This is a genomic window from Amycolatopsis sp. FBCC-B4732 (assembly GCF_023008405.1).
Classification (GTDB): domain Bacteria; phylum Actinomycetota; class Actinomycetes; order Mycobacteriales; family Pseudonocardiaceae; genus Amycolatopsis; species Amycolatopsis pretoriensis_A.
Map to the genome: position 1 here is coordinate 694,387 of NZ_CP095376.1, position 24,820 is coordinate 719,206.

Annotated in this window: 4 protein-coding genes; 3 read left to right on the forward strand and 1 reads right to left on the reverse strand. The window is 74.4% G+C overall.

Annotated features, from left to right (window positions below; genetic code table 11):
* Nucleotides 1-24: 24 nt before the first annotated feature.
* Entirely contained in the window at nucleotides 25-816 is a 792-nt protein-coding gene (locus MUY14_RS02795) for a hypothetical protein (RefSeq protein WP_247020474.1), read from the reverse strand.
* Nucleotides 817-1,029: 213 nt separating this feature from the next.
* Here MUY14_RS02795 and MUY14_RS02800 point away from each other — a divergent pair, with 213 nt between their 5' ends.
* From MUY14_RS02800 to MUY14_RS02810, 3 genes are read left to right on the forward strand one after another with little or no spacing between them, the layout of a single operon-like run.
* The gene (locus MUY14_RS02800; RefSeq protein ID WP_247020476.1) at nucleotides 1,030-2,520 is read left to right on the forward strand and encodes an FAD-binding protein; all 1,491 of its coding nucleotides are present in this window, start codon (nucleotides 1,030-1,032) and stop codon (nucleotides 2,518-2,520) included.
* 31 nt (nucleotides 2,521-2,551) lie between these two features.
* The gene (locus MUY14_RS02805; protein ID WP_247020478.1) at nucleotides 2,552-5,317 is read left to right on the forward strand and encodes an acyltransferase domain-containing protein; all 2,766 of its coding nucleotides are present in this window, start codon (nucleotides 2,552-2,554) and stop codon (nucleotides 5,315-5,317) included.
* Nucleotides 5,318-5,375: 58 nt separating this feature from the next.
* Complete coding sequence (locus MUY14_RS02810) at nucleotides 5,376-24,809, forward strand: type I polyketide synthase (RefSeq protein ID WP_247020480.1); 19,434 nt, start codon at nucleotides 5,376-5,378, stop codon at nucleotides 24,807-24,809.
* The last annotated feature ends 11 nt before the right edge of the window (nucleotides 24,810-24,820 follow it).

Consider the following 24,820-nt stretch of genomic DNA (forward strand, 5'->3'; position numbering starts at 1 on the left):
TGGATTCTCCGAAGGAAGGGGCGGTCAGACGAGCAGGCCGCGGACGGCCTGCGCGACCTCCGGCTGGCTGAGCAGGCCGGAGTGGTCGATGTCGAAGCGGACTTCGCGCGCGCCGATCTCCAGCGCGCCGGGCAGTTCGGCCGAGCGGATCACGTCGACGCCGGCCAGGTCGGCGGGGACGGTCAGCTGCGAGGCCGCCACGAGGTAGGTCATGTAGCTGCTGAACCACGAGACCAGCTCCTCGGCGCGGTCGGCTTCCAGGCCGACGCGCTCGAAGGCGGTGCCGCCGACCTCGCGGTAGATGCGCACGAACTCCTTCGTGAGCGTCTCGAGGTCGTCGTGGGTCTGCTGCGCGGCTTGGCCGGCGGCGTGCGCGTCGCTGACCTCGTCGTCGGTGAGCACGGCCGCGAGGGCGTCCACCACGCGGAAGAAGCCGTAGTGGAGCACGGTGAACCCGGTCGCGGCGGTCGGATCGAACAGCACGACCCGCGGCTTGTCCTGCCAGGTCGCGATCCGGTCGGCGATGGCCAGCGCGAACACGCTGGACGCGCAGTAGCCGAACACCGCCTTGACCTCGACGCCGCTGGCCCGCAGCTCGGTGGTCCACCGGTCGAGGTAGTCGTCGCCGTTCATGCCGGTTTCGTCGCCGACGGCAGGCGGCAGGCTCTCCCACACGCCGTAGGGCGTCTCGAGGTGGGTCGCGAGCTCGGCGAACCCCGCCTCCGGTCGCCCGGTGACCGTGAAATCAACCGTGATGATTACTTCCTTGTCGTCCGACTGCTCGTCGATCGGGTGCCATGAATGGAGTTCGGCCACGATTTCCCGCCCTGTCTTTAACTAGCGCAGTCCGGCAGAATAAAGATTTCCGCACGTTGAAGTTAGCAGCGGCCGATCGGGCCGGTAACCCCTAGCGCGCCCCTAAGCAAGAGGCTGGTGAGCAGCGGTTTCGGGGGGTTAGGGGTTGGAGCGGTCAGCGGCGTCACCGTAGTGTTCGGCGAGGTTGGATAAACTCGGGAATGAGGGCGATCGATGGGTGCGGTAACGGTTCTGCCGGACGACGCCCGGTATGCCGATCTCGTGCGCGGGGTGAACCAGCGCTGGGTCGGCAAACCCGATTACGTCTGCGTGGCGACTTCCACCGAAGAGGTCGTGGCCGCGGTCGGCACCGCCGTCCGCGAGGGCAGGCGGATCGCGGTCCGCAGCGGTGGCCACTGCGTCGAGGCGATGGTCGGCGCCCCGGACGTCCAGGTGGTCATCGACCTTTCCGAGCTCAACCGCATCGACTTCGACCCCGGGCGCGACGCCTTCGCCGTCGAGCCGGGCGCGACCGTGGGCCAGGCCTACCGGACGCTGTACAAGCGCTGGGGCGTCACCATCCCGGCCGGCTCCTGCCCGAGCGTCGGCCTCGGCGGGCACATCGCGGGCGGTGGGTACGGCCCGCTGTCGCGGAAGTTCGGCTACGTCTCCGACCACCTGTACGCGGTCGAGGTCGTCGTGGTGGACGCCGACGGCACCGCCCGCGCGGTGGTCGCGACCCGCGACCCCGACGACGAGAACCACGACCTCTGGTGGGCCCACACCGGCGGCGGTGGCGGCAACTTCGGCGTGGTCACGCGCTACTGGCTGCGGATCCCCGGCGTGACCGGCGCCCCGTCCGCGCTGCTGCCCACCCCGCCCGCGCGGCTGCTGGTGCAGCAGGACGTCTGGGTCTGGGACATGCTCGACGAAGCCGCGTTCACCCGCCTGCTGCGCAACCACGGCGACTGGTACGAGCGCAACAGCGCGCCCGGTTCGCCCTACGACGACCTCTACAGCGGCCTCTGGTGCGGCACGCGCGCTTCGCAGTTCGTCGCCATGTCGACCCAGATCGACAGCTCGCTCCCGAACGCGGCCGGCCTGCTCGACGACTACGTGGCCGCGATCCGCCGCGACCTCGGCGTCGCCCCGGCGCTGAGCAGCCGCCAGGAGCTGCCGTGGCTGCACTCGACGTCGTGGGGCGGCATCGCCGACAGCGGCGACCACACGCTGAGCTTCAAGATCAAGGCGGCCGACCTGCGCAAGCGCTGCACCGACGAGCAGGCCGGCAAGATCTACCGGCACCTGCTGCGCAAGGACTACGGCAACCACCGCGCCGGCGTGATGTTCGTCGGCTGCGGCGGGCAGATGAACGCCCTTTCGCCGGCCGACACCGCGATCGCGCAGCGCGACTCGATCCTCAAGCTCGTCTACTCGACGCACTGGGACGCCTCCGAGCAGCCCGGGGCGCACCTGGCGTGGCTGCGCGAGTTCTACGCGGACGTCTACGCGGGGACCGGCGGGGTGCCGGTGCCGGACGAGCGCACCAACGGCTCCTACGTGAACAACCCGGACTTCGACGTGCAGGACGAGCGGTGGAACCGCTCCGGGCTGGCCTGGCACGAGCTCTACCACCAGCACAACTACCCGCGGCTGCAGCGGGTCAAGGCGCGCTGGGACCCGGGCGACGTGTTCCGGAACCCGTTTTCCGTGCGTCTTCCTTGAGAGCCGGACGCCCGACCCCGGAGGTACACCAGTGGCCACCCCGACCCTGACGACCGAGCACGAGCACACCGGCAGCGGTCACGACGTCGTGCCCCTGATCGTCTCCGCCGACAGCAAGGCGGGCCTGCGGTCGAAGGCCCACCGCCTCGCGCGCTACCTCGCCGAGCACCCCGACACGCCGTTCGAGTCGTTCGCGCGCTCGGTCGCCGCCGAGGACACCGGCCGGGCGCACCGGGCCGTGCTGCTCTCCGGCGGCCGCGACGGCGGCCTGCGCGGGCTGGAGGCCCTCGCGGCCGGGCAGAACCCGCCGGACGTCGTGCGCGGCAGCGCCCGGCGCGCCGAGCGGGTCGTGTTCGTCTTCCCCGGCCAGGGTTCGCAGTGGCCGGGCATGGCGCTGGACCTGCTGGAGTGGTCGCCGGTGTTCGCCGGGGAGATCGCGCGCTGCGACGCCGCGCTCGCCGCGTTCGCCGACTGGTCCATTGTGGACGTTCTGCACGGGCGTCCCGGCGCGCCCACGCTGGACGACGGCGCCGACGTCGTGCAGCCGGTGCTGTTCGCGGTGATGGTGGCGCTGGCCGCCCTCTGGCGTTCGCACGGCGTGGAACCCGCCGCCGTCGTCGGGCACAGCCTCGGCGAGGTCGCCGCGGCCTGCGCGACCGGCGCGCTGTCCCACCAGGACGGCATGCGGGTGGCCGCGCGGTGGAGCCAGGCGCAGGCCACGCTGTCCGGCCGCGGCGACATGATCTCCGTCCCCCTGCCGGTCGCCGACGTCCGGTCGCGGCTGGCGGGCCGGGACGGGCTCGACATCGGTGCCGTGAACGCGCCGTCGTGGGTGGTCGTCTCCGGTGATTCCGGTGCGGTGGAGGAGCTCCTGGCCGACCTGACCGCCGAGGGCGTGCGGGCCCGGCGCATCCCGGTCGGGCTGGCCGCGCACTCGCGGCACATCGACGGCATCCGCGACCGGCTGCTGGCCGACCTCGCCCCGCTCGCGCCGTCGTCGACCGCCGTCCCGTTCCACTCGACGGTGACCGAAGGCCCGCTCGACACCGCCGTCCTCGACGCCCGCTACTGGTTCCGGAACCTGCGCAACCCGGTCCGCTTCGACGAGGCCACCCGCGGGCTCGTCGCGCAGGGCCTCGGCGTCTTCGCCGAGATCAGCCCGCACCCGGTGCTCACGGTCGCGGTGCAGGACACGATCGACACGCTGGACGGCCGCGCGGTGGTGCTCGGCTCGATCCGCCGTCGTGAAGACGGCCCGCGCTCGTTCCTCGGCTCGCTCGCCGCGGCCTACGTGTCCGGCGTCGGCGTCGACTGGACGGCGGCCTTCCCCGGCGGCGCGGAGCCGGTGACGCTGCCGGAGTCCGGTTCGGACGCCACGGTCGCCGCCGCCGGCCTGCTGGCCGCCGGGCACCCGCTGCTCGGCGCGGCCGTCGAACTCGCCGAGGACGGCGGCTGGCTGTTCACCGGACGGCTGTCGGCCGCGCAGCAGCCGTGGCTGGCCGGCCACACCGTGTTCGGCCGGACCGTGCTGCCCTCGGCCGTGCTCGTCGAGCTGACCTTGCACGCCGCGTCCGAGCTGGGCTGCGCCCGGATCGAAGAGCTCACCCAGCACCTGCCGGTCGTCTTCGCCGAAGAGGCGCTGTGCCTGCAGGTGCGGATCGGCCCGGTCGACGACGCCGGGGCGCGCCGGATCGGCGTGTTCGCCCGGCCCGACTCGGTCGGCGCCGCCCAGGGCGGGCCGTGGACCCGGCACGCGACCGGGATCATGGCCGAGACCGCGGGCGCGGCGGGCGCGGCCGCACCGCCGGTCGAATGGCCGCCGCCGGGCGCGGTCGCCGAAGACGCCTCGATCGCGCGGGATCGCTTGCGGGCGCACGGGATCGAACTCGGCCCCGAGTTCGGCGGGCTCACCGGCGCCTGGTCGCTGGACGGCGAGCTGTTCGCCGAAGTGGCGTTGCCGGTGCAGGCCGGGAGCGGTGCCGGGTACGGCATCCACCCCGCGCTGCTGGACTCCGCGCTGCAGTCGGTCGCGTTGTTCCCCGCCGCGGCGGAGTCCGAGGGCTGGCTCGCGTCGTCGTGGAGCGGGCTGGCCCTGCACACGGCGGGCGCGCCGGCACTGCGCGTACGGCTGCGGGCCACCGGCCCGGACTCGGTGTCGGTGGCGGCCACCGACAGCGTGGGGCGCCCGGTCTTCTCCGCCGAAAACGTCGTGCTCGGGGCGCTGCCGGGGGAGTACGTCCGAGCTCCGCACGCCGAGCCGGTCACCCGCACCGCGCCCGAGGGCGGGCTCGCCGCGCGGCTGACCGCGCTGCCGGAGCCCGCGCGGGCCGAACTGGTGCTGGACCTGGTCCGCGAGCACACCGCGGAGGTCCTCGGCCGGGACACCGCGGCCGGGATCGACGGCGACAGCGCGTTCAGCGAGCTCGGGTTCGAGTCGCTGACGGCGGTGGCGCTGCGCAACCGGCTCGCCGAGGCGACCGGGCTGAAGCTGCGCACCACCCTGGTCTTCGACTACCCGACCCCGGACGCCCTGGCGGGGCACCTGCTCGGCGCGCTCCGGCCGTCCACCGAGGGCTCCGACGTGCTCGCCGGGCTCGACCGGCTGGAGCAGGCGCTGTTCGCGGACGCGGGCGGGCCGCCGCTGCACGGCCGGGTCAAGGTCCGGTTGCGCGACCTGCTGTTCCGGCTGGACGGCACGGACGAGGCGGGCGGCCCCGAAGCCGGGGACGCCCCGCTCGACGCCGCGTCGGACGACGAGATCTTCGCACTGCTCGACCGAGAGCTCGACCTGTCCTGAGACGGGGTCGGGCCACCGCCGCCACCAAGGCGCGTACAAGGCACGGAGTTGACGGCACATGTCGAACGAGGACAAGCTTCGCGACTACCTGAAGCTGGCCACCGCGGACCTGCGCCAGGCCAAGCAGCGGTTGCGGGACTTCGAGGCGCGGGAAACCGAGCCGATCGCGATCGTCGGCATGGGCTGCCGCTTCCCGGGCGGGATCGAGACGCCGGAAGCGTTGTGGCGGCTGGTGACCGACGGCGAGGACGTCATCGGCGAGCTGCCCGACGGCCGGGACTGGGACCTCGCGTCGCTGTACGACCCGGACCCCTCGCGGCCGGGCACGTTCTCCATGCGCGGCGGCGCTTTCCTGCACGACGCCGACCGGTTCGACGCGGGTTTCTTCGGCATCTCCCCGCGTGAGGCCCTCGCGATGGACCCGCAGCAGCGGCTGCTGCTGGAGACGTCGTGGGAAGCCCTCGAGCGCGGCGGCATCGACCCGCGGACGCTGAAGTCGAGCCGCACCGGCGTGTTCGTCGGGGCCATGCAGCAGAACTACGTGCCGAGCTCGCACAAGGTGCCCGAATCGGTCGAGGGGCACCTGCTGACCGGCACGATCACCAGTGTCGCGTCCGGCCGGATCGCCTACGTCCTCGGCCTGGAGGGCCCCGCGGTCACCGTCGACACCGCGTGCTCGTCCTCGCTGGTCGCCCTGCACTGGGCGGTGCAGGCGCTGCGCCGCGACGAGTGCTCGCTGGCGCTGGCCGGCGGCGTGACCGTGATGGCGACCCCGGGCATCCTCATCGAGCTCAGCCGGCAGCGGGCGCTCTCCCCGGACGGCCGGTGCAAGCCCTTCTCCGCCGACGCCGACGGGTTCGGCGCCGCCGAGGGCGCCGGGATGCTGGTGCTCGAACGGCTTTCCGACGCCCAGCGCAACGGGCACCCGGTGCTCGCGGTCGTGCGCGGCTCGGCGGTCAACTCCGACGGCGCGTCGAACGGGCTCAGCGCGCCGAACGGGCCGTCGCAGGAACGCGTCATCCTCGACGCGCTCGCGAACGCCCGCGTGGCGGCGAGCCAGGTCGACCTGATGGAGGCGCACGGCACCGGCACGCCGCTCGGCGACCCGATCGAGGCGCAGGCGCTGCTGGAGACCTACGGCCGCGGCCGGTCGCCGGAACAGCCGCTGTGGCTCGGTTCGGTGAAGTCGAACATCGGGCACACCCAGGCCGCGGCGGGTGTCGCCGGGGTGATGAAGGCCGTCTTGGCGTTGCAGCACTCGACGTTGCCGAAGTCGCGGCACGCCGGGCGGCCGACGTCCGAAGTGGACTGGTCCGGCGGTACGCTCCGGCTGCTCGCCGACGACGTCGAGTGGCCCGAGCGCGACCACCCGCGCCGGGCGGCGGTGTCGTCGTTCGGCATCAGCGGGACGAACGCCCACGCGATCCTCGAAGCCGCGCCGCCCGCTGAAGTCCCCGAACCGGCGCCGGTGCCGGCGGTCGTCCCGTGGGTGCTGTCGGGACGCACCGCGGAAGCCCTGCGCGCGCAGGCGACTCGTCTGTCCGATGTGGACGATCTGGAGCTACCCGAGGTCGGCCACTCCCTGGCCGTGACGCGGGCGCGGTTCGAGCACCGGGCCGTCGTCGTCGGGCACGACCGGGACGAACTCCTCCGCGGGCTCGCCGCAGTTGCCGCCGGTGCTCCGGACGACGCCGTGGTCTCCGGAGTGGCCGGGAAGCCGGGCAAGGTCGCGCTGGTCTTCCCCGGCCAGGGTTCCCAGTGGGCCGGGATGGCGCTGGAGCTGGCTTCTTCGGCGCCGGTGTTCGCGGCCCGGCTCGACGAATGCGCGGTGGCACTGGCGTCCTTTGTGGACTGGTCGCTGCGGGACGTTCTGGCCGACGCGGACGCGCTCGCGCGGGTCGACGTCGTACAGCCCGCGTTGTGGGCCGTCATGGTTTCGCTGGCGGAGCTGTGGCGGTCGTACGGCGTCGTGCCGGACGCGGTCGTGGGGCACTCGCAGGGTGAGATCGCGGCCGCCGTGGTGTCGGGTGCGCTCTCCCTCGAGGACGGTGCCCGCGTGGTCGCGTTGCGCAGCAAGGCGATCCTGGCGCTGGCCGGGCGCGGCGGCATGGTTTCGGTGGCCGCCCCGCGGGCGGACGTCGAGGCACTGCTGACCGACGGGCTGTCGATCGCGGCGGTGAACGGTCCGGCCGCGGTGGTGGTTTCGGGTGAACCCCGGGCCCTGGACGCGCTGATCGCGGCGTGCGAGGCCGACGGCGTCCGCGCCAAGCGGATCCCGGTGGACTACGCGTCGCACTCCGCGCAGGTCGAAGAGATCCGCGACGAACTCCTGGACGTGCTCGCCCCGATCACCCCGCGGACCGCCGGGACCGGCTTCTTCTCCACCGTGACCGGCGACTGGGCCGACGGCGCCGAGCTGGACGCCGGGTACTGGTACACCAACCTCCGCGGCACCGTGCTGCTCGACGACGCCGTCCGCGCGCTGACCGAGCGCGGGTTCGGGACGTTCGTCGAGGCGTCGCCGCACCCGGTGCTGACGATGGCCATCGGCGAGACCGCGACCGCGCTGGGCACCCTGCGCCGCGGTGACGGCGGGCTCGCCCGGTTCCAGCTGGCGCTCGGCGAAGCGCACTGCGCCGGCGTCGAGGTCGACTGGACCCCGGCGTTCCCCGGCGCGGGCCGCGTCGACCTGCCCACCTACCCGTTCCAGCGCGAAAGCTTCTGGCTGCACACCGAAGACGGCCACGGCGGCCGGGTCGCCCCGGCCGACGCGCGGTTCTGGGACGTCGTCGACCGCGACGACCCGGCGGACCTCGCGGGCACCCTCGGCGTCTCCGTCGACACCCCGCTGGACGAGGTCCTCCCCGCGCTGGCCCAGTGGCGGCGGCGCCGGACCATCGAGTCCACTGTGGACGCCTGGCGGTACGGGATCACCTGGAAGCCCGCCGATCTCCCCGCCGCGACGCCGTCCGGACGCTGGCTCGTCGTGCGCGGCGAAGACGGCTCCGGGCAGGACGTCGTCGACGCGCTCGCGCGCACCGCCGACGTCGAGACCCTCGTGCTCACCGACACCGGCCGCGGCGCGCTGGCCGAGCGCCTCACCGGGCCGTTCGACGGGATCGTCTCGCTGCTCGCCGCCGACGAACGGCCGCACCCGGAGTTCCCGGCGAGCCCGGCGGGGCTGATCCTGACGCTCGTTCTCGCCCAGGCACTGGGTGACGCCGGGATCGCCGCGCCGCTGTGGGTGCTGACCCGCGGCGCGGTCCGCACCGGCCCCGCCGACGAGCTGCCCGGTGTCGAGCAGTCGCTGCTCTGGGGCCTCGGCCGGGTCCTCGCGCTGGAGCACGCCGACCGCTGGGGCGGTCTCGTGGACCTGACCGCGGAGCCGACCGCCGCCGAACTGGACCAGCTCGGCCGGATCCTCGCCGCGCGCGGCGACGAAGACCAGCTGGCCGTGCGGCCCGGCGGCGTCCGGGTCCGGCGGCTGCACACCGCGGGCAAGGGCGAGCAGGCCCGGCCGGCGCGGTGGCGGCCCGAAGGCACGATCCTCGTCACCGGCGGCACGGGCGCGCTCGGCACGCACGTCGCCCGCTGGCTCGCCGGGGAAGGCGCGTCGCACCTGGTGCTGACCGGCCGCCGCGGCCCGGACGCGCCCGGCGCCACCGAGCTGGCCGCCGAGCTGGAAGCCCTCGGCGCCCGCGTCACGCTCGCCCGCTGCGACGTCGCCGACCGCGACGCCCTCGCCGGCCTGCTGGTGGACCTCGACGAGCCGGTCCGCGCGGTCTTCCACGCCGCGGGCACGGTCGAGCTGCTGCCGGTGACCGAGACGACCCTGCCCGGGTTCGCCGAGGTCGTCCGCGCCAAGGTGGCCGGCGCCCGGCACCTCGACGAGCTGCTCGGCGACGACCTCGACGCGTTCGTCCTGTTCTCCTCGATCGCCGGGGTCTGGGGCAGCGGCGACCACGCCGGCTACTCGGCCGCCAACAACTTCCTCGACACCCTCGCCGAGCGGCGCCGGGCCCGGGGCGCGACCGCGACGTCGATCGCCTGGGGCGTCTGGGCCCCGACGGAGATCGAAGGCCAGGGCGGGATGTCCGAAGGCGTCGACACCGGGCAGCTCGCCCGGCGCGGCCTGCCGCTGATGGACCCGGCCACCGCGATCGCGGCCCTGCACGAAACCCTCGGCCACGACGAGACCTTCGCCGTGCTCGCCGACGTCGACTGGGCCCGGTTCCTGCCGGTGTTCACCGCCGGCCGCGCCCGGCCGCTGTTCGACGACCTGCCGCAGGTCAAGCGGCTGAAGGAAACCGCGAAGGCGCCCGCGGCGGAAGCACCGGCGCTGGCCGGGCAGCTCGCCGGGCTCTCCGGCGACGAGGCCGACCGGCTGCTGCTCGAGCTGGTCCGCGCCCAGGCCGCCGCGGTGCTCGGGCACGCGAACGGCGCCGCCGTCGAGCCGGACCGGCCGTTCACCGACCTCGGCTTCGACTCGCTGACCGCGCTGGACGTCCGCAACCGGATCGCCGCCGCGACCGGGCTGCGGCTGCCCGCGACGCTCGTCTTCGACCACCCGACGCCGCGGCGGCTCGCCGCGCACCTGCGGGACCAGGTGCTCGGCACACGCACCGAGGCCGTCACCGCGACCCGCGTCGCGAACGCCGACGACCCGATCGCGATCATCGGCATGGGCTGCCGGTACCCCGGCGGCGTGCGGTCCGCCGACGACCTGTGGACCCTCGTCGCCGAAGGCCGCGACGCCATCTCCGGCTTCCCGGCCGACCGCGGCTGGGACCTGGCGAAGCTGTTCGGCGGCGACGCCGACGAGCAGGGTACGTCGAGCGTCCGCCACGGCGGCTTCCTGCACGACGTGGCCGACTTCGACGCCGGTTTCTTCGGCATCTCGCCGCGGGAAGCGCTCGCCATGGACCCGCAGCAGCGGCTGCTGCTGGAGATCTCGTGGGAGGCGATCGAGCACGCCGGGATCGACCCGGCCACGCTGCGCGGCGAGTCCGCGGGTGTCTTCGTCGGCGCCAACTACCAGGACTACCACGCGCGGATGCGCGACATCCCGGACGGCCTCGAAGGGCACCTGCTCACCGGCAGCGTGTCGAGCGTGCTGTCCGGCCGGATCGCCTACACCCTCGGCCTGGAAGGGCCCGCGCTCACCATCGACGCGGCTTGCTCGTCGTCGCTGGTGGCCTTGCACCTGGCCGCGCAGGCCCTGCGTCGCGGCGAGTGCTCGCTCGCCCTCGCCGGCGGGGTCGCGGTGATGGTGACGCCGGCGTCGCTGACCGCGTTCAGCCGCCAGCGCGGCCTGGCCGCGGACGGGCGCTGCAAGGCGTTCGGCGCCTCCGCCGACGGCATGGGCATGGCCGAGGGCGCGGGCATCCTGCTGGTCGAGCGGCTCTCCGACGCGCGACGCCTCGGGCACCCGGTGCTCGCCGTGCTGAAGGGCAGCGCGCTGAACCAGGACGGCGCGTCGAACGGGCTCAGCGCCCCGAGCGGACCGGCGCAGCAGCGCGTGATCCGCGCGGCGCTGGCCGACGCCGGTCTGTCCACTTCGGACGTCGACCTCGTCGAGGCGCACGGCACCGGAACGGCGCTGGGCGACCCGATCGAGGCGCAGGCACTGCTGGCCACCTACGGTCAGGACCGCGAAGAGCCGCTGTGGCTGGGCTCGCTCAAGTCGAACATCGGCCACGCCCAGGCCGCCGCCGGTGTCGCCGGGGTGATCAAGACCGTGCAGGCGCTGCGGCACGGCCTGATGCCGCGGACGCTGCACGCGGAAACGCCGTCGTCCCACGTGGACTGGGAGAGCGGCGCGGTGCGCCTGCTCGACGAGCCGCGGCACTGGGACCCGGCCCGGCCGCGCCGGGCCGCGATCTCGTCGTTCGGCATTTCCGGCACCAACGCCCACGTGATCCTCGAGCAGGGCGACACCGTCGACGTCGAGCTGACGCCCGAGCCGGCGGTCGTGCCGTGGGTGCTGTCCGCGAAGACGCCGGAGGCGCTGCAGGCGCAAGCGATTGCGCTGCAGGGGTGTGCGGCCGAGCACAACCTGGCCGACCTCGCGTTCTCGCTGGCCACCTCCCGGACCGCCTTCCCGCACCGTGCGGTCGTCACCGGTGACCGGGACGCGCTGCTGGCCGGGCTTTCCGCGCTGGCGGAGGGGATTCCCGCCCCGAACGTGGTCACCGGGACCGCCGGTACCGGCCGGACGGCGCTCGTCTTCCCCGGCCAGGGCTCGCAGTGGGCGGGCATGGCCCTCGACCTGGCTTCGTCGTCACCGGTGTTCGCGGCCCGGCTCGACGAATGCGGTGCCGCGCTTGCATCCTTTGTGGACTGCTCACTTCGCGACGTGCTGGCCGACGCTTCGGCCCTGGCGCGGGTCGACGTCGTCCAGCCCGCGTTGTGGGCCGTGATGGTCTCGCTGGCCGAGCTGTGGCGCTCGTTCGGCGTGGTGCCGGACGCGGTCGTCGGGCACTCGCAGGGCGAGATCGCCGCGGCGGTCGTCTCGGGCGCGTTGTCCCTCGAGGACGGTGCTCGCGTGGTCGCGTTGCGCAGCAGGGCGATCCTGGCGCTGGCCGGGGGCGGCGGCATGGTTTCCGTCGCGGCGCCCCTGGCCGCGATCGAAGCGCGGCTGAGCGACGGGGTGTCGATCGCCGCGGTCAACGGCCCGGCCGCCGTCGTCGTCTCCGGTGAGCCCGCCGCCCTGGACGCGCTGATCGCCGCCTGCGAGGCGGACGGCGTGCGTGCCAAGCGGATCCCCGTCGACTACGCGTCCCACTCGGCGCAGGTCGAGCAGCTGCGGGGCGAACTCCTCGACGTGCTGGCCCCGATCCGGCCGCGCACCGGCGACATCGCGTTCTTCTCGACCGTCACCGGTGCCTGGATCGACGGCGCCGAGCTGAACGCCGAGTACTGGTACACGAACCTCCGCGAGACCGTCCGGCTCGACGTCGCCGTCAGCACGCTCGCCGCGGAAGGGTTCGGCACGTTCGTCGAATCCTCGCCGCACCCGGTGCTGACGATGGCGATCGGCGAGGCCGACGGCGTCGAGGCGCTCGGTTCGCTGCGCCGCGACGACGGCGGGTACGAGCGGTTCCTGCGGTCGCTCGGCGAGGCCCACGTGCGCGGGGTCGTCGTGGACTGGACGCCCGCGTTCCCCGGCGCCCACCGCGTCGACCTGCCCACCTACGCCTTCCAGCGCCGCCGCTACTGGCTCGACGCGGGTGTCGCCCCGCAGCCGGCCGCCGACCCGGTGGACGCCGCGTTCTGGGCCGCCGTCGACGGCCTCGACCTCGACGCGGTCGCCGGCACGCTCGACGTGGGCCCGGCCAGCACCCTCGCCGAAGTCCTGCCCGCGCTGACCCGCTGGCGTGAACGCGCCCGCGCCGCGTCCGAAGTGGACTCATGGCGCTACCGCGTCGAGTGGAAGCCCGTCGCCACGCCGTCCGCGCCGGAACTGTCCGGACGCTGGCTGGTCGTCGTCCCGGAGGGCCACGACGACGCCGGTGTCCCGGCCGCCCTCGCCGCGCACGGTGCCGAGCCCGTCGTGGTCTCGGAGTTCACCGGCGCGGAGGGCTACGCCGGGGTCGTGTCGCTGCTCGCGCTCGATGAAACCCCGTCGCCGGAGGCGGACTTCCTGCCCGCCGGCGCCACCGCGAACCTCGCGCTGGCTCAGGCCATGGCCGACGGCGAGACGCCGTTGTGGCTGCTGACCCGCGGTGGGCTCGACCGCCGTCCGGCGCAGGCCATGACGTGGGGCCTGGGCCGCGTGATCGGCCTGGAACTGCCCGCGATCTGGGGCGGCCTGCTCGACCTGCCCGCGGAACCGGACGCCGCGACCGCGGGCCTGCTCGCCGCCGCACTGTCCGGTGTGGACGATGAGGACCAGGTCGCGGTCCGCGAGTCCGGGCTGCTGGCCCGGCGCCTGGTCCGCGCTCCCTTCACCCCGCCGGCCGAGCGCTGGAAGCCGCGCGGCACGGTCCTGATCACCGGCGGCACCGGCGCGCTGGGCGCGCACGTGGCCCGCCGCCTCGCCACCGACGGCGCCGAGCACCTGGTGCTCACGAGCCGCCGTGGTCCGGCTGCACCGGGCGCGGCCGACCTCGAAGCCGAACTGTCCGCGCTCGGGACGCGGGTGACGATCGCCGCGTGCGACGTCGCCGACCGCGAGTCGCTCGCCGCGTTGCTGGCGGACCTCGGCGAGCCGGTGCGCGCGGTCGTGCACGCCGCCGGGCTGCCGCAGGCCACGCCGGTGCGCGAGACCACCGCGGCCGAGTTCGCCGACGTCGTCGGCGGCAAGGTCGCGGGCGCCCGGAACCTGGACGAGCTGCTCGGCGACGACGTCGACGCCTTCGTGCTCTTCTCCTCGAACGCCGGTGTCTGGGGCTCCGGCGGCCAGGGGGCGTACGGCGCGGGCAACGCCTACCTCGACGCCCTCGCCGAGCAGCGCCGCGCCCGCGGGGCCGCCGCGACCTCGGTCGCCTGGGGGTTCTGGGGCGGCGGGGGCATGGCGGGCGACGTCGAGCTGGAAGAGCAGCTGCGCCGCCGCGGGCTCCGCGAGATGGCGCCGGAAGCCGCGGTGGAGGCGCTCTGCCAGGCCCTCGACGCGCGTGAGGTCTTCCTGGCCGTGGCCGATGTCGACTGGGCGCGGTTCGCGCCCGGCTTCACGCTTTCGCGGCGGCGTCCGCTGATCGAGGACATCCCCGAGGTCCGGGCGCTGCTCGAAGCGTCCGGCGAGCCGGAGACCGAGCGCCCGGCGCTGGCCCGCCGGGTCGCCGGACTCGGCGAAGCCGAAGCCCGCCGGCTGCTGCTGGACCTCGTCCGCGCCCAGGCCGCGTCGGTCCTCGGGCACGACTCGGCGACCGCGGTCCCGGCCGGGCGCGCGTTCCGCGAGCTCGGCTTCGACTCGCTGACCGCGGTCGAGGTCCGCAACCGGATCAACGCGGCGACCGGGCTGACGCTGCCCGCGACGCTGGTGTTCGACCACCCCACGCCGGCCGCGCTAGCCGACGAGCTGCGGCGGCTTCTGTTGGGCCGCACCGAAACCGCGGTGGTCACGTCGGCCGCCGCGACCGACGAGCCGATCGCGATCGTCGCGATGGGCTGCCGCTTCCCCGGCGGCGTCCGCTCGCCGGAAGACCTGTGGCGCCTGGTCACCGACGGCGTCGACGCCCTGACGGCGTTCCCGGCCGACCGCGGCTGGGACCTGAATTCCTTCGGTGACGAGGAATTCGCCGAGGTCGGCGGGTTCGTGGCCGGCGCGGCGGAGTTCGACGCGGGCTTCTTCGGCATCTCGCCGCGCGAGGCGCTGGCGATGGACCCGCAGCAGCGCGTGCTGCTGGAAACGGCGTGGGAGGTGTTCGAGCGCGCGGGCGTCGACCCGGCTTCGCTGCGCGGCAGCGCGACCGGCGTGTTCGTCGGCGCCAGCAGCTCCGGCTACGGCTCGAACCTCGAACAGGGACCGTCCGGTTCGGAGGGTTACCTGCTCACCGGCGAAGCCCCCAGCGTGATGTCCGGACGGCTGTCGTACACGTTCGGGCTGGAAGGCCCGGCCGTCACGGTGGACACGGCGTGCTCGTCCGCGCTGGTCGCGATGCACCTGGCGAGCCAGGCGCTGCGGCAGGGCGAGTGCTCGCTCGCGCTGGCCGGCGGCGTGGCGATCATGGCCAAGCCGATGGCGTTCCTGGAGTTCGCCCGCCAGCGCGGCCTGGCCGCGGACGGCCGCTGCAAGCCCTTCGCCGACGCGGCCGACGGCACCGGCTGGGGTGAGGGAGTCGGCCTGATCCTGCTGGAGCGCCTTTCGGACGCCGAGCGCAACGGCCACCAGATCCTCGCGGTCGTCCGCGGTTCGGCGGTCAACCAGGACGGCGCGTCCAACGGCCTGAGCGCCCCGAACGGCCCCTCCCAGCAGCGGGTCATCCGCGCCGCGCTCGCCAACGCCGGACTGTCCACTTCGGACGTCGACGCGGTCGAGGCCCACGGCACGGGCACCCGCCTCGGCGACCCGATCGAGGCCCAGGCCCTCCTGGCCACTTACGGCCAAGACCGCACGGAACCCCTCTGGCTCGGTTCGGTCAAGTCCAACCTCGGCCACACCCAGGCGGCGGCCGGTATGGCGGGCGTCATCAAGACGGTCGAGGCCCTGCGCCACGGCGTCCTGCCGCGAACCCTGCACGTGGAAACCCCTTCGTCCCAGGTGGACTGGACGACCGGGTCCGTCGAGCTCCTCACCGAACCCCGCGAGTGGCCGGAGCGCGATCGTCCCCGCCGGGCGGCGGTCTCGGCGTTCGGCGTGAGCGGCACGAACGTCCACACCATCCTCGAACAGGCCCCCGCCGGTCAGCCGCAGCCCGAGCCGGAACCCACGGACGCGTTGCTGCCCCAGGTGTTCTCCGCCCACGACGCGGCCGCCCTGGACACCCTGATCAGCCACCTCCCGGACGCGAACCCGGTCGACCTGGGCTTCTCCCTGGCCACCACCCGAGCCCGCCTCGAGCACCGCGCCGTGCGCTTGGGCGAGGACATCATCACCGGCACGGCCGACCCGGACGCCCTGCTGGCGGTGCTGTTCACCGGCCAGGGCGCCCAGCGAGCCGGCATGGGCCAGGGCCTCTACGCCCGCTTCCCGGCCTACGCCGCCGCCTTCGACGCGGTCCTCGCCCACTTCGACCCGTCCCTTCCCGCCGCCTTCGCCGACCCCGCGCTCCTCGACCGCACCGAGTTCACCCAGCCGGCCCTGTTCGCCGTCGAAGTCGCCCTCTACCGCCTGGTCGAGTCCCTCGGCATCCGCCCGGACTTCGTAGCGGGTCACTCGATCGGCGAAATCTCGGCAGCGCACGTTGCCGGTGTCCTGTCCCTCGAGGACGCCTGCCGCCTGGTCTCGGCGCGCGCCTCGCTGATGCAGGCTCTCCCGCCGGGCGGGGCGATGGTCTCGATCGCGGCCCCCGAGTCCGAGATCACTCTGACCGAGGGCGTCTCCATCGCCGCGGTCAACACCCCCGAGTCGGTGGTCATCTCCGGCGAGGAAGCCGCGGTCCTGGACATCGCCGCGGAATTCGCCGCGCGGGGCGTCAAGACCAAGCGCCTCACGGTGAGTCACGCGTTCCACTCGCCGTTGATGGACCCGATGCTGGAGGAGTTCCGCGCGGTCGCCGAGTCCCTCACGTACCACCCGGCGGCGATACCGGTGATCTCGAATGTGAGCGGTGCTCTCGCCGAGCCGTTCACGGCCGACTACTGGGTCCGTCATGTCCGCGAGGCGGTCCGTTTCGCCGATGGCGTCGCCACCCTCAAGTCCGAAGGTGCCCGAATCTTCCTGGAGCTGGGGCCCGACGGGGTGCTCAGCGCGATGGTCGACGGAACCGCGATCAGTGCTCTGCGACGAGAGCGGGATGACGAGAGAGCACTGCTCACAGCGTTGAGCACTGTTCACGTCCACGGTGTCGACGTCGACTGGGCCGCGTTCTTCCCCGGCGGCCGCCGCATCGACCTCCCGACCTACCCGTTCCAGCGCGAGCGCTACTGGCCGCGCGCCGGAGCGGCCCGGGGCGACCTCGGCGCCGTCGGCGTGGGCGCGCTCGAACACCCGCTGCTCGGCGCCGCCGTCGACCTCGCCGGCGACGAAGGCACCGTCCTCAGTGGACGCCTCTCGCTGGAAACCCACCCGTGGCTGGCCGGGCACGCGCTGTCCGGGACCGTCCTGGTTCCCGGCACCGCCCTGCTCGAACTCGTGGTCCAGGCCGGCGACCAGGTCGGCTGCGACGTCGTCGACGAGCTGACCTTCGCCGCGCCCCTGGTGCTGCCCGCCCGCGGCGCGGTCACCGTCCAGGTCTCGGCCGGTCCAGCGGACTCCGCCGGGCGCCGCCCGATCGCCGTCCACTCCCGCCACGCCGACGCCGACTGGACCCAGCACGCCACCGGCAGCGTCAGCCAAGCTGCACTTTCACGTGAAAGTGCCGTTGAATGGCCGCCTGCGGGGGCCGAGCCGGTCGACACCACCGGGCTGTACGCGCGGCTCGCCGCGATGGGCTTCGTCTACGGCGAGGCCTTCGGCGGCCTCACCCGCGTCTGGCGCGAAGGCACCGACGTATACGCCGAAGTCGCGCTGCCGGAACCGTTCGACGCCACCGGGTTCGCGATCCACCCGGCCCTCCTCGACGCCGCCCTGCACCCGCTCGGCCTCGGCATCGTCACCCCCGACGACGGCGCGGCCCGGATCCCGTTCTCCTTCACCCGCGTCGCGGTGCACGCCACCGGCGCCACCGAGCTGCGGGTCCGGCTGAGCCCGGCGGGGGAGAACGCCGTCGCGCTCACCGCGTGGGACACCACCGGCGCCCCCGTGGTGACCGTCGGATCGCTCTTGCTGCGCCCGGTCGCGCAGGCCGCGGCCACCGCTCCCGACACGCTCTTCGAGCAGGCCTGGACCGAGGTCACCGCCGACCCCGGCGCCGCCCGCGAGGAACTCGTGTTCGCCCGGGTGACCGGCGACGACGTGCACGAAGCCACCGCCTGGGTCCTGGGGAAGCTGCAGACCTGGCTCGCCGAAGAGCCGGCGGGCAAACTCGTCGTCGTCACCCGCGGCGCGGCCGACGGCGCCCTCGCCGCGGCGGCCGCCGCCGGGCTGGTGCGGTCCGCGCAGTCGGAGCACCCCGGCCGGTTCCTCCTCGTCGACGTCGACGACGACCCGCGCTCCGAAGCACTCCTGTCCACTGTGGACGCCTTCGGCGAACCGCAGCTGACGCTCAGGGAAGGCGTCGCGACCGCGCCGCGGCTGGTCCGCGCGACCGGGATGCCGCTGACACCGGCCGGCGACTCGTGGCAGCTCGTCACCACCGGCGGCGGCACCACCGACAGCCTGACCCTGGCCGAAGCGACCGAAGCGCCGCTCGACCCGCGTGACGTCCGGATCGAGGTCCGCGCGGGCGGCCTCAACTTCCGTGACGTGCTCATCTCCCTCGGCATGTACCCGGACCCCGCGGCCCGCCTCGGCTCCGAAGCGGCGGGTGTGGTCGTCGAGATCGGTACCGACGTCCACGACCTCGCCGTCGGCGACCGCGTCTTCGGCCTCGTCGACGACGCCTTCGCGCCGCGGGCCACCGCCGACGCCCGCCGCCTGGCCCCGATCCCGGCCGGGTGGACGTTCGCCGAGGCGGCCACCGTCCCGGTCGCGTTCGTCACCGCCTACTACGGCCTGTTCGACCTCGGTGGCCTCGAAGCGGGCCAGTCGGTGCTCGTGCACGCGGCCGCCGGCGGCGTCGGGATGGCCGCGGTGCAGCTCGCGCGCTGGAAGGGCGCCGAGGTGTTCGCGACGGCGAGCGAGGGCAAGCACGCCGCGCTGCGCGAACTCGGCCTCGACGACGCCCACCTGGCCAGCTCCCGCACCCTGGACTTCCGCGAGAAGTTCGGCCGTGTCGACGTCGTCCTGAACTCGCTGACCGGCGCGTTCACCGACGCTTCGCTGGAGCTGCTCAAGCCCGGCGGGCAGTTCGTCGAGCTGGGCAAGACCGACGTCCGCGAAGGCCCGGGCTACCACACCTTCGACCTCGGCGACCCCGGCGCGGACCGGATCGCCGCCATCTTCGCCGACCTGCTGGCCGCGTTCGGCCGCGGCGACTTGACACCGTTGCCGGTGCGCGCCTGGGACCTCGGCCGCGCCGCCGACGCGTTCCGGTTCGTCAGCCAGGCCAAGCACATCGGCAAGAACGTCCTCACCCTGCCTCCTCGCGAACCCGCCGGCACCGTCCTCGTCACCGGCGGCACCGGCACGCTCGGCGCGGCGGTGGCCCGGCACCTCGCCCGCCGCCCCGGCGTGCGGCGGCTGGTGCTCGTCGGCAGGCGGGGCTTGGACGCACCCGGCGCCGCCGGGCTCGTCGACGAACTGACCGCGCTCGGCGTCGAGGCGGTCGTGGCCGCCGGCGACGTGGCCGAGCCCGGTTTCGTGGCGGACGTGCTGCGGGCGATCCCCGCCGGGCAGCCGCTGATCGGGGTGGTGCACGCGGCCGGCGTACTGGACGACGGCGTGCTCGAAGCGCAGACACCGGCACGGGTTTCCGCCGTGCTCCGCGCCAAAGTGGACGGTGCGGAGGCGCTCGACAGGCTTACCCGGGACCACGACCTGGCCTGGTTCGTCCTGTTCTCCTCGGTCGCCGGGATCGTCGGCGCGGCCGGGCAAAGCGGCTACGCGGCGGCGAACAGCGCCCTCGACGCGCTGGCCGCGCGACGGCGTTCCCGTGGCCTGCCCGCGGTTTCGCTCGCGTGGGGCCAATGGGACCTGTCCAGCGCGATGACCGGCAAGCTGGGCGAGCGCGACCGCGGCCGCATCGAACGCGCCGGCATCCGGCCGCTGTCCACAGAGGACGCACTCGCCGCGATGGACGCCGCCATCGGGCTCGGCCGCCCGGTCGCCGTGCCGATGCGCGTCGACCTCGCCGCCCTGCGCGCCGCCGAAGACCTCGCCCCGCTGTGGCGCGGGCTCGTGCGCACGCCGGTCCGCCGCAGCGCGCGGACCGCCGTCACCGACGACGGCTGGGCCGCGCAGCTCGCCGGCCTCGGTGCCGGGGAGGCGCGCGAAAAACTGCTGGACCTCGTCCGCAAGCACGTCGCCGCGGTGCTGGGGCACGCGAGCCCCGAGGCGATCGACGCCGCGAAAGCGTTCAAGGACAGCGGGTTCGACTCGCTGACCGCGGTCGAGCTGCGCAACCGGCTCGCCACGGCGACCGGCCGCACGCTGCCCGCGACGCTCGTCTTCGACTACCCGAACCCCGAGGTGCTGGCCGGCTTCCTGCACGGCGAACTGGCCGGCGCGGCCCCCGCGGCGGCCCCGGTCGTCCCGACCCGGAACCGCACGGACGACCCGATCGCCATCGTGGCGATGAGCTGCCGCTTCCCCGGCGACGTCGATTCGGCCGACGCCCTGTGGCGCCTGGTCGCCGAGGGCCGCGACGCGATCGGCGGCTTCCCGGCCGACCGCGGCTGGCCCGTCGACGAGCTGTACCACCCGGACCCGGCGCACCCCGGCACGTTCTACGCCTCCGGCGGCGGCTTCCTGCCCGGCGCCGCGCAATTCGACGCGGGCTTCTTCGGAATCTCGCCGCGTGAAGCCCTCGCCATGGACCCGCAGCAGCGGTTGCTCCTGGAAGTCTCGTGGGAGGCGTTCGAACGAGCGGGAATCGAGCCGGGCACGTTGCGCGGCAGCAACACCGGCGTGTTCGTCGGCGCGGCCCACTCGGGCTACGCCGCCGGTTCGACGTCCGCCGCGGAAGGCGTCGAAGGGCACCTGATGACCGGCAACGCGGGCAGCGTGCTGTCCGGCCGGGTCGCCTACCACCTGGGCCTGGAGGGCTCGGCGGTCACGGTGGACACCGCGTGCTCGTCGTCGCTGGTGGCGCTGCACCTGGCCGGCCAGGCCCTCCGCCAGGGTGAATGTGACCTCGCGCTGGCCGGCGGCGTCGCGATCCTCGGCACGCCGGACATCTTCGTGGAGTTCAGCCGCCAGCGCGGCCTCTCCCCGGACGGCCGCTGCAAGGCCTTCTCGGACGACGCCGACGGCACGGGCTGGAGCGAAGGCGCGGGCATGGTCGTGCTGGAGCGCCTGTCCGACGCCCGCCGCAACGGCCACGAGGTCCTCGCCCTCCTGCGCGGTTCGGCGGTCAACTCCGACGGCGCTTCGAACGGCCTGACCGCACCGAACGGTCCCTCGCAGCAACGCGTGATCCGAGCGGCACTGGCGAGCGCGGGTCTGTCCACTTCGGACGTCGACGCGGTCGAAGCCCACGGCACCGGGACGACCCTCGGCGACCCGATCGAGGCGCAGGCGGTACTGGCGACCTACGGCCAGGACCGCGGCGAACCGCTGTGGCTGGGCTCCCTGAAGTCCAACCTGGGCCACACCCAGTCGGCGGCGGGCGTGGCCGGCGTGATCAAGATGGTCATGGCCATGCGCCACGGCGTGCTCCCGAAGACGCTGCACGTGGCTGCGCCTTCGTCCCGGGTGGACTGGGAGGCCGGAGCGGTCGAGCTGCTCACGGAGCAGCGTGCATGGCCCGCGACCGGACGCCCGCGCCGGGCCGGGATCTCGGCGTTCGGCATCTCGGGCACCAACGCCCACGCGATCCTGGAACTGCCCACCGAAACTGCCCCGCCGCCGGCCGCGGTACCGGAGCCGCCGGTGGTGGCGTGGGCACTGTCGGCCAAGAGCGAACCGGCGTTGCGCGCCCAGGCCGGCAAGCTGGCGGCCGCCGTCGCGGATGCTTCCCCGGCGGCGGGTGCGCTGCCCGGCCGCGAGCCGGCGGACCCTTCCCCCGCGGCGATCGCGGGCGCCCTGCTCGCCCGCACCCGCTTCGAGGACCGCGCGGTCGTGCTCGGCGGCAGCCGCGACGAACTGGTCTCCGGCCTGCACGCGCTGGCCGCCGGGGAACCCGCACCCGGCCTGGTCCGCGGCACGGCGTCGGCCGGCAAGCTCGCGGTGCTGTTCACCGGACAGGGTGCGCAGCGAGCCGGCATGGGCCGCGAGCTGTACGACCGCTACCCGGTCTACGCGGCGGCGTTCGACACGATCTGCGCCGAGTTCACCGTGCCGGTCCGCGACGTCGTCTTCGGCGACGCCCCGGGCCTGGACGAGACCGGCTTCACCCAGCCCGCGCTGTTCGCCGTCGAGGTCGCGCTCTACCGGCTCTTCGAGTCGTGGGGCGTCCGGCCGGCGTTCGTCGCCGGGCACTCGATCGGCGAGCTGGCCGCGGCGCACGTCGCCGGCGTGTTCTCCCTCGAAGACGCGTGCTTGCTCGTCTCGGCGCGCGCCGCGCTGATGCAGGCCCTGCCGAAGGGCGGTGCGATGGTGTCGATCGCCGCACCGGAAGCCGACGTGCTGCCGCTGCTGAGCGACCGGGTTTCGATCGCGGCGATCAACGGCCCGGCGTCCGTCGTCATCTCCGGCGACGAGCCCGAAGTCCTCGCTGTGGCCGCGCAATTCGCGGACCGCGGTGTCCGGACCAAGCGCCTCAGCGTCAGCCACGCTTTCCACTCACCGCACCTCGACCCGATGCTCGACGAGTTCCGCGCGGCCGCCGACAAGGTCACCTACCACCCGGCGGAGATACCGGTGATCTCGAATGTGAGCGGTGCTCTCGCGGAGCCGTTCACCGCGGACTACTGGGTGGACCACGTGCGGCAGGCCGTCCGGTTCGCGGACGGCGTCGCGACGCTCGAAGCCCGGGGCGCCCGCTTCTTCCTGGAACTGGGCCCGGACGGCGTGCTCAGCTCGATGGCCCGCGACAACGTGTCCGAGAACGTCGTGGTGGTCCCGTCGCTGCGGCGCGACCGCCCGGACGGAACGGCGGCGCTGACCGCGCTGTCGACGCTGTTCGCGAACGGCGCGCCCGCGGACCTCTCGGCGGTCTTCGGCCCCGCCGGGCGCGTGGCCTTGCCGACCTACGCCTTCCAGCACGAGCACTACTGGCTCGAGCCGGCCACCCCGTCCCCCGCGGTGGACACGGCGTTCTGGTCGGCGGTCGAACGCGAGGACGTCGGCGAACTGGCCGGCGCACTGGCGATCGACGAGGCCCAGCGCGAATCCCTGACCGCGCTGCTGCCGGCGTTGTCGACTTGGCGACGTCAGCGTGACGAAGAGTCCGTTGTGGACTCCTGGCGCTACCGGGTCACCTGGGAACCGGCCCGCGAGACCGGCGCGCGGCCGGCGGGCACCTGGCTGCTGGCCGTTCCGGCGACGGAAACCACGCTCGGCGACCGGATCGCGGCAGTACTCACCGCGAACGGCGTCGCGCTGACCCGGCTCGACGACCCGGCTCCCGAGGCCCTGGCGGAAGCCGCCGCGACGGCGGACGCCGTTCTGTCGCTGCTCGCGTTGACCCCGGGAGCCGGCACCGTCCCGGCCGGAGTGGCGGCAACACTCGCCCTCCTCCGCGCCGTCCCCGGCACTCCCGTGTGGACAGTCACCCGTGGTGCCGTCACGACCGGCGCCACCGACGACGCCCCCGACGCCGTCCAAGCCCAGGTCTGGGGCCTCGGCCGCACCGCCGCCCTCGACCGCCCAGCCGGCTGGGGCGGCCTCGTCGACCTGCCCGCGAACTTCACCCCCCGAACCGGAGAACTGCTCGCCCAAGCACTGGCCGACCCGGCCGAAGACCAGGTCGCGGTAAGGGAAACCGGCCGGCTCGCCCGGCGACTCACCCCGGTCACCGGCGCGCCCACCGCACGCCCGTGGCAGCCCCGCGGCACCGTGCTGGTCACCGGCGGCACCGGCGCGCTGGGCGCCCACGTCGCCCGCTGGCTGGCCACCGCCGGAGCGGAACGGATCGTCCTCACCAGCCGCCGCGGCCGCCAGGCGCCCGGCGCGGAAGACCTCCTGGCCGAGCTGACCGCCCTGGGCGCCAAGGTGACGATCGCAGCCTGCGACGTAGCCGACCGAGCCGCGCTGGCCGAGGTCCTCGACGACATCCGCGAAGACCTCACGGCAGTCGTCCACGCGGCCGGCACCGGAGGAGCGACCCCGCTCGACGACGCGGACCTCGCGCCGTTCGCGGACATCCTGACCGCGAAGGTGGCCGGCGCCGAAAACCTCGACGCCCTGCTCGGCGACACCGAGCTGGACGCCTTCGTCCTGTTCTCGTCGATCGCCGGGATCTGGGGCAGTGGCGGCCAGTCCGCCTACGCCGCCGCCAACGCCCACCTCGACGCCCTCGCGCGCCGCCGCCGGGCCGGGGGCCGGACCGCGACCGCGCTCGCCTGGGGCCCGTGGGCCGATGGCGGCATGGCGGCCGACCACGACGCCGAGGACTACCTGCGCCGCCGCGGCCTGCGGACCCTGCGCCCCGCCCTCGCCGTCCGCGCGCTCGCCGGTGCGGTCGGGCGCGACGAAACGACGCTGACCCTGGCCGACGTCGACTGGGAGCGGTTCGTCCCCGCGTTCACCTCGGCGCGGTCCAGCGCGTTGCTGCTCGGCGTGCCGGAAGCACGGCGCGCAGCGGAAACCGAGCCGGTGGCCGACGGCGACCTGCGAGACGAGCTGGCCGAGCTGGACCCGGCGGAGGCCGAGCGGACGCTGCTGGGCTTGGTCCGCACCGAGGCGGCGGTCGCGCTGGGGCACCGCGGTGCCGACGCCGTCCCCGCCGCCCGGCCGTTCACCGAGCTGGGCTTCGACTCCCTGACCTCGGTCGAGTTCCGCAACCGCCTGGCGGCCGCGGCCGGCGTGGCCCTGCCCGCGACGGTCGTCTTCGACCACCCGACCCCGGCGGCACTCGCCGCGCACCTCCTCGATGTCCTGCGGCCCGGCGCCGCGGCCGACCCCGGGGAAGCCCGGATCCGGGCGGCGCTGGCCACCGTGCCGCTGGCGAAGTTCCGCGACGCCGGCCTGATGTCGGCGCTGCTGGAGCTGGCCGGCCTCGAAGACGCCACCGACGCCGGCGACGACCTGGACGAACTGGACGCCGAAGCGCTGGTGCGGCTGGCGCTCGACGGTACCGATTCCCGATGACCCACCCCTGG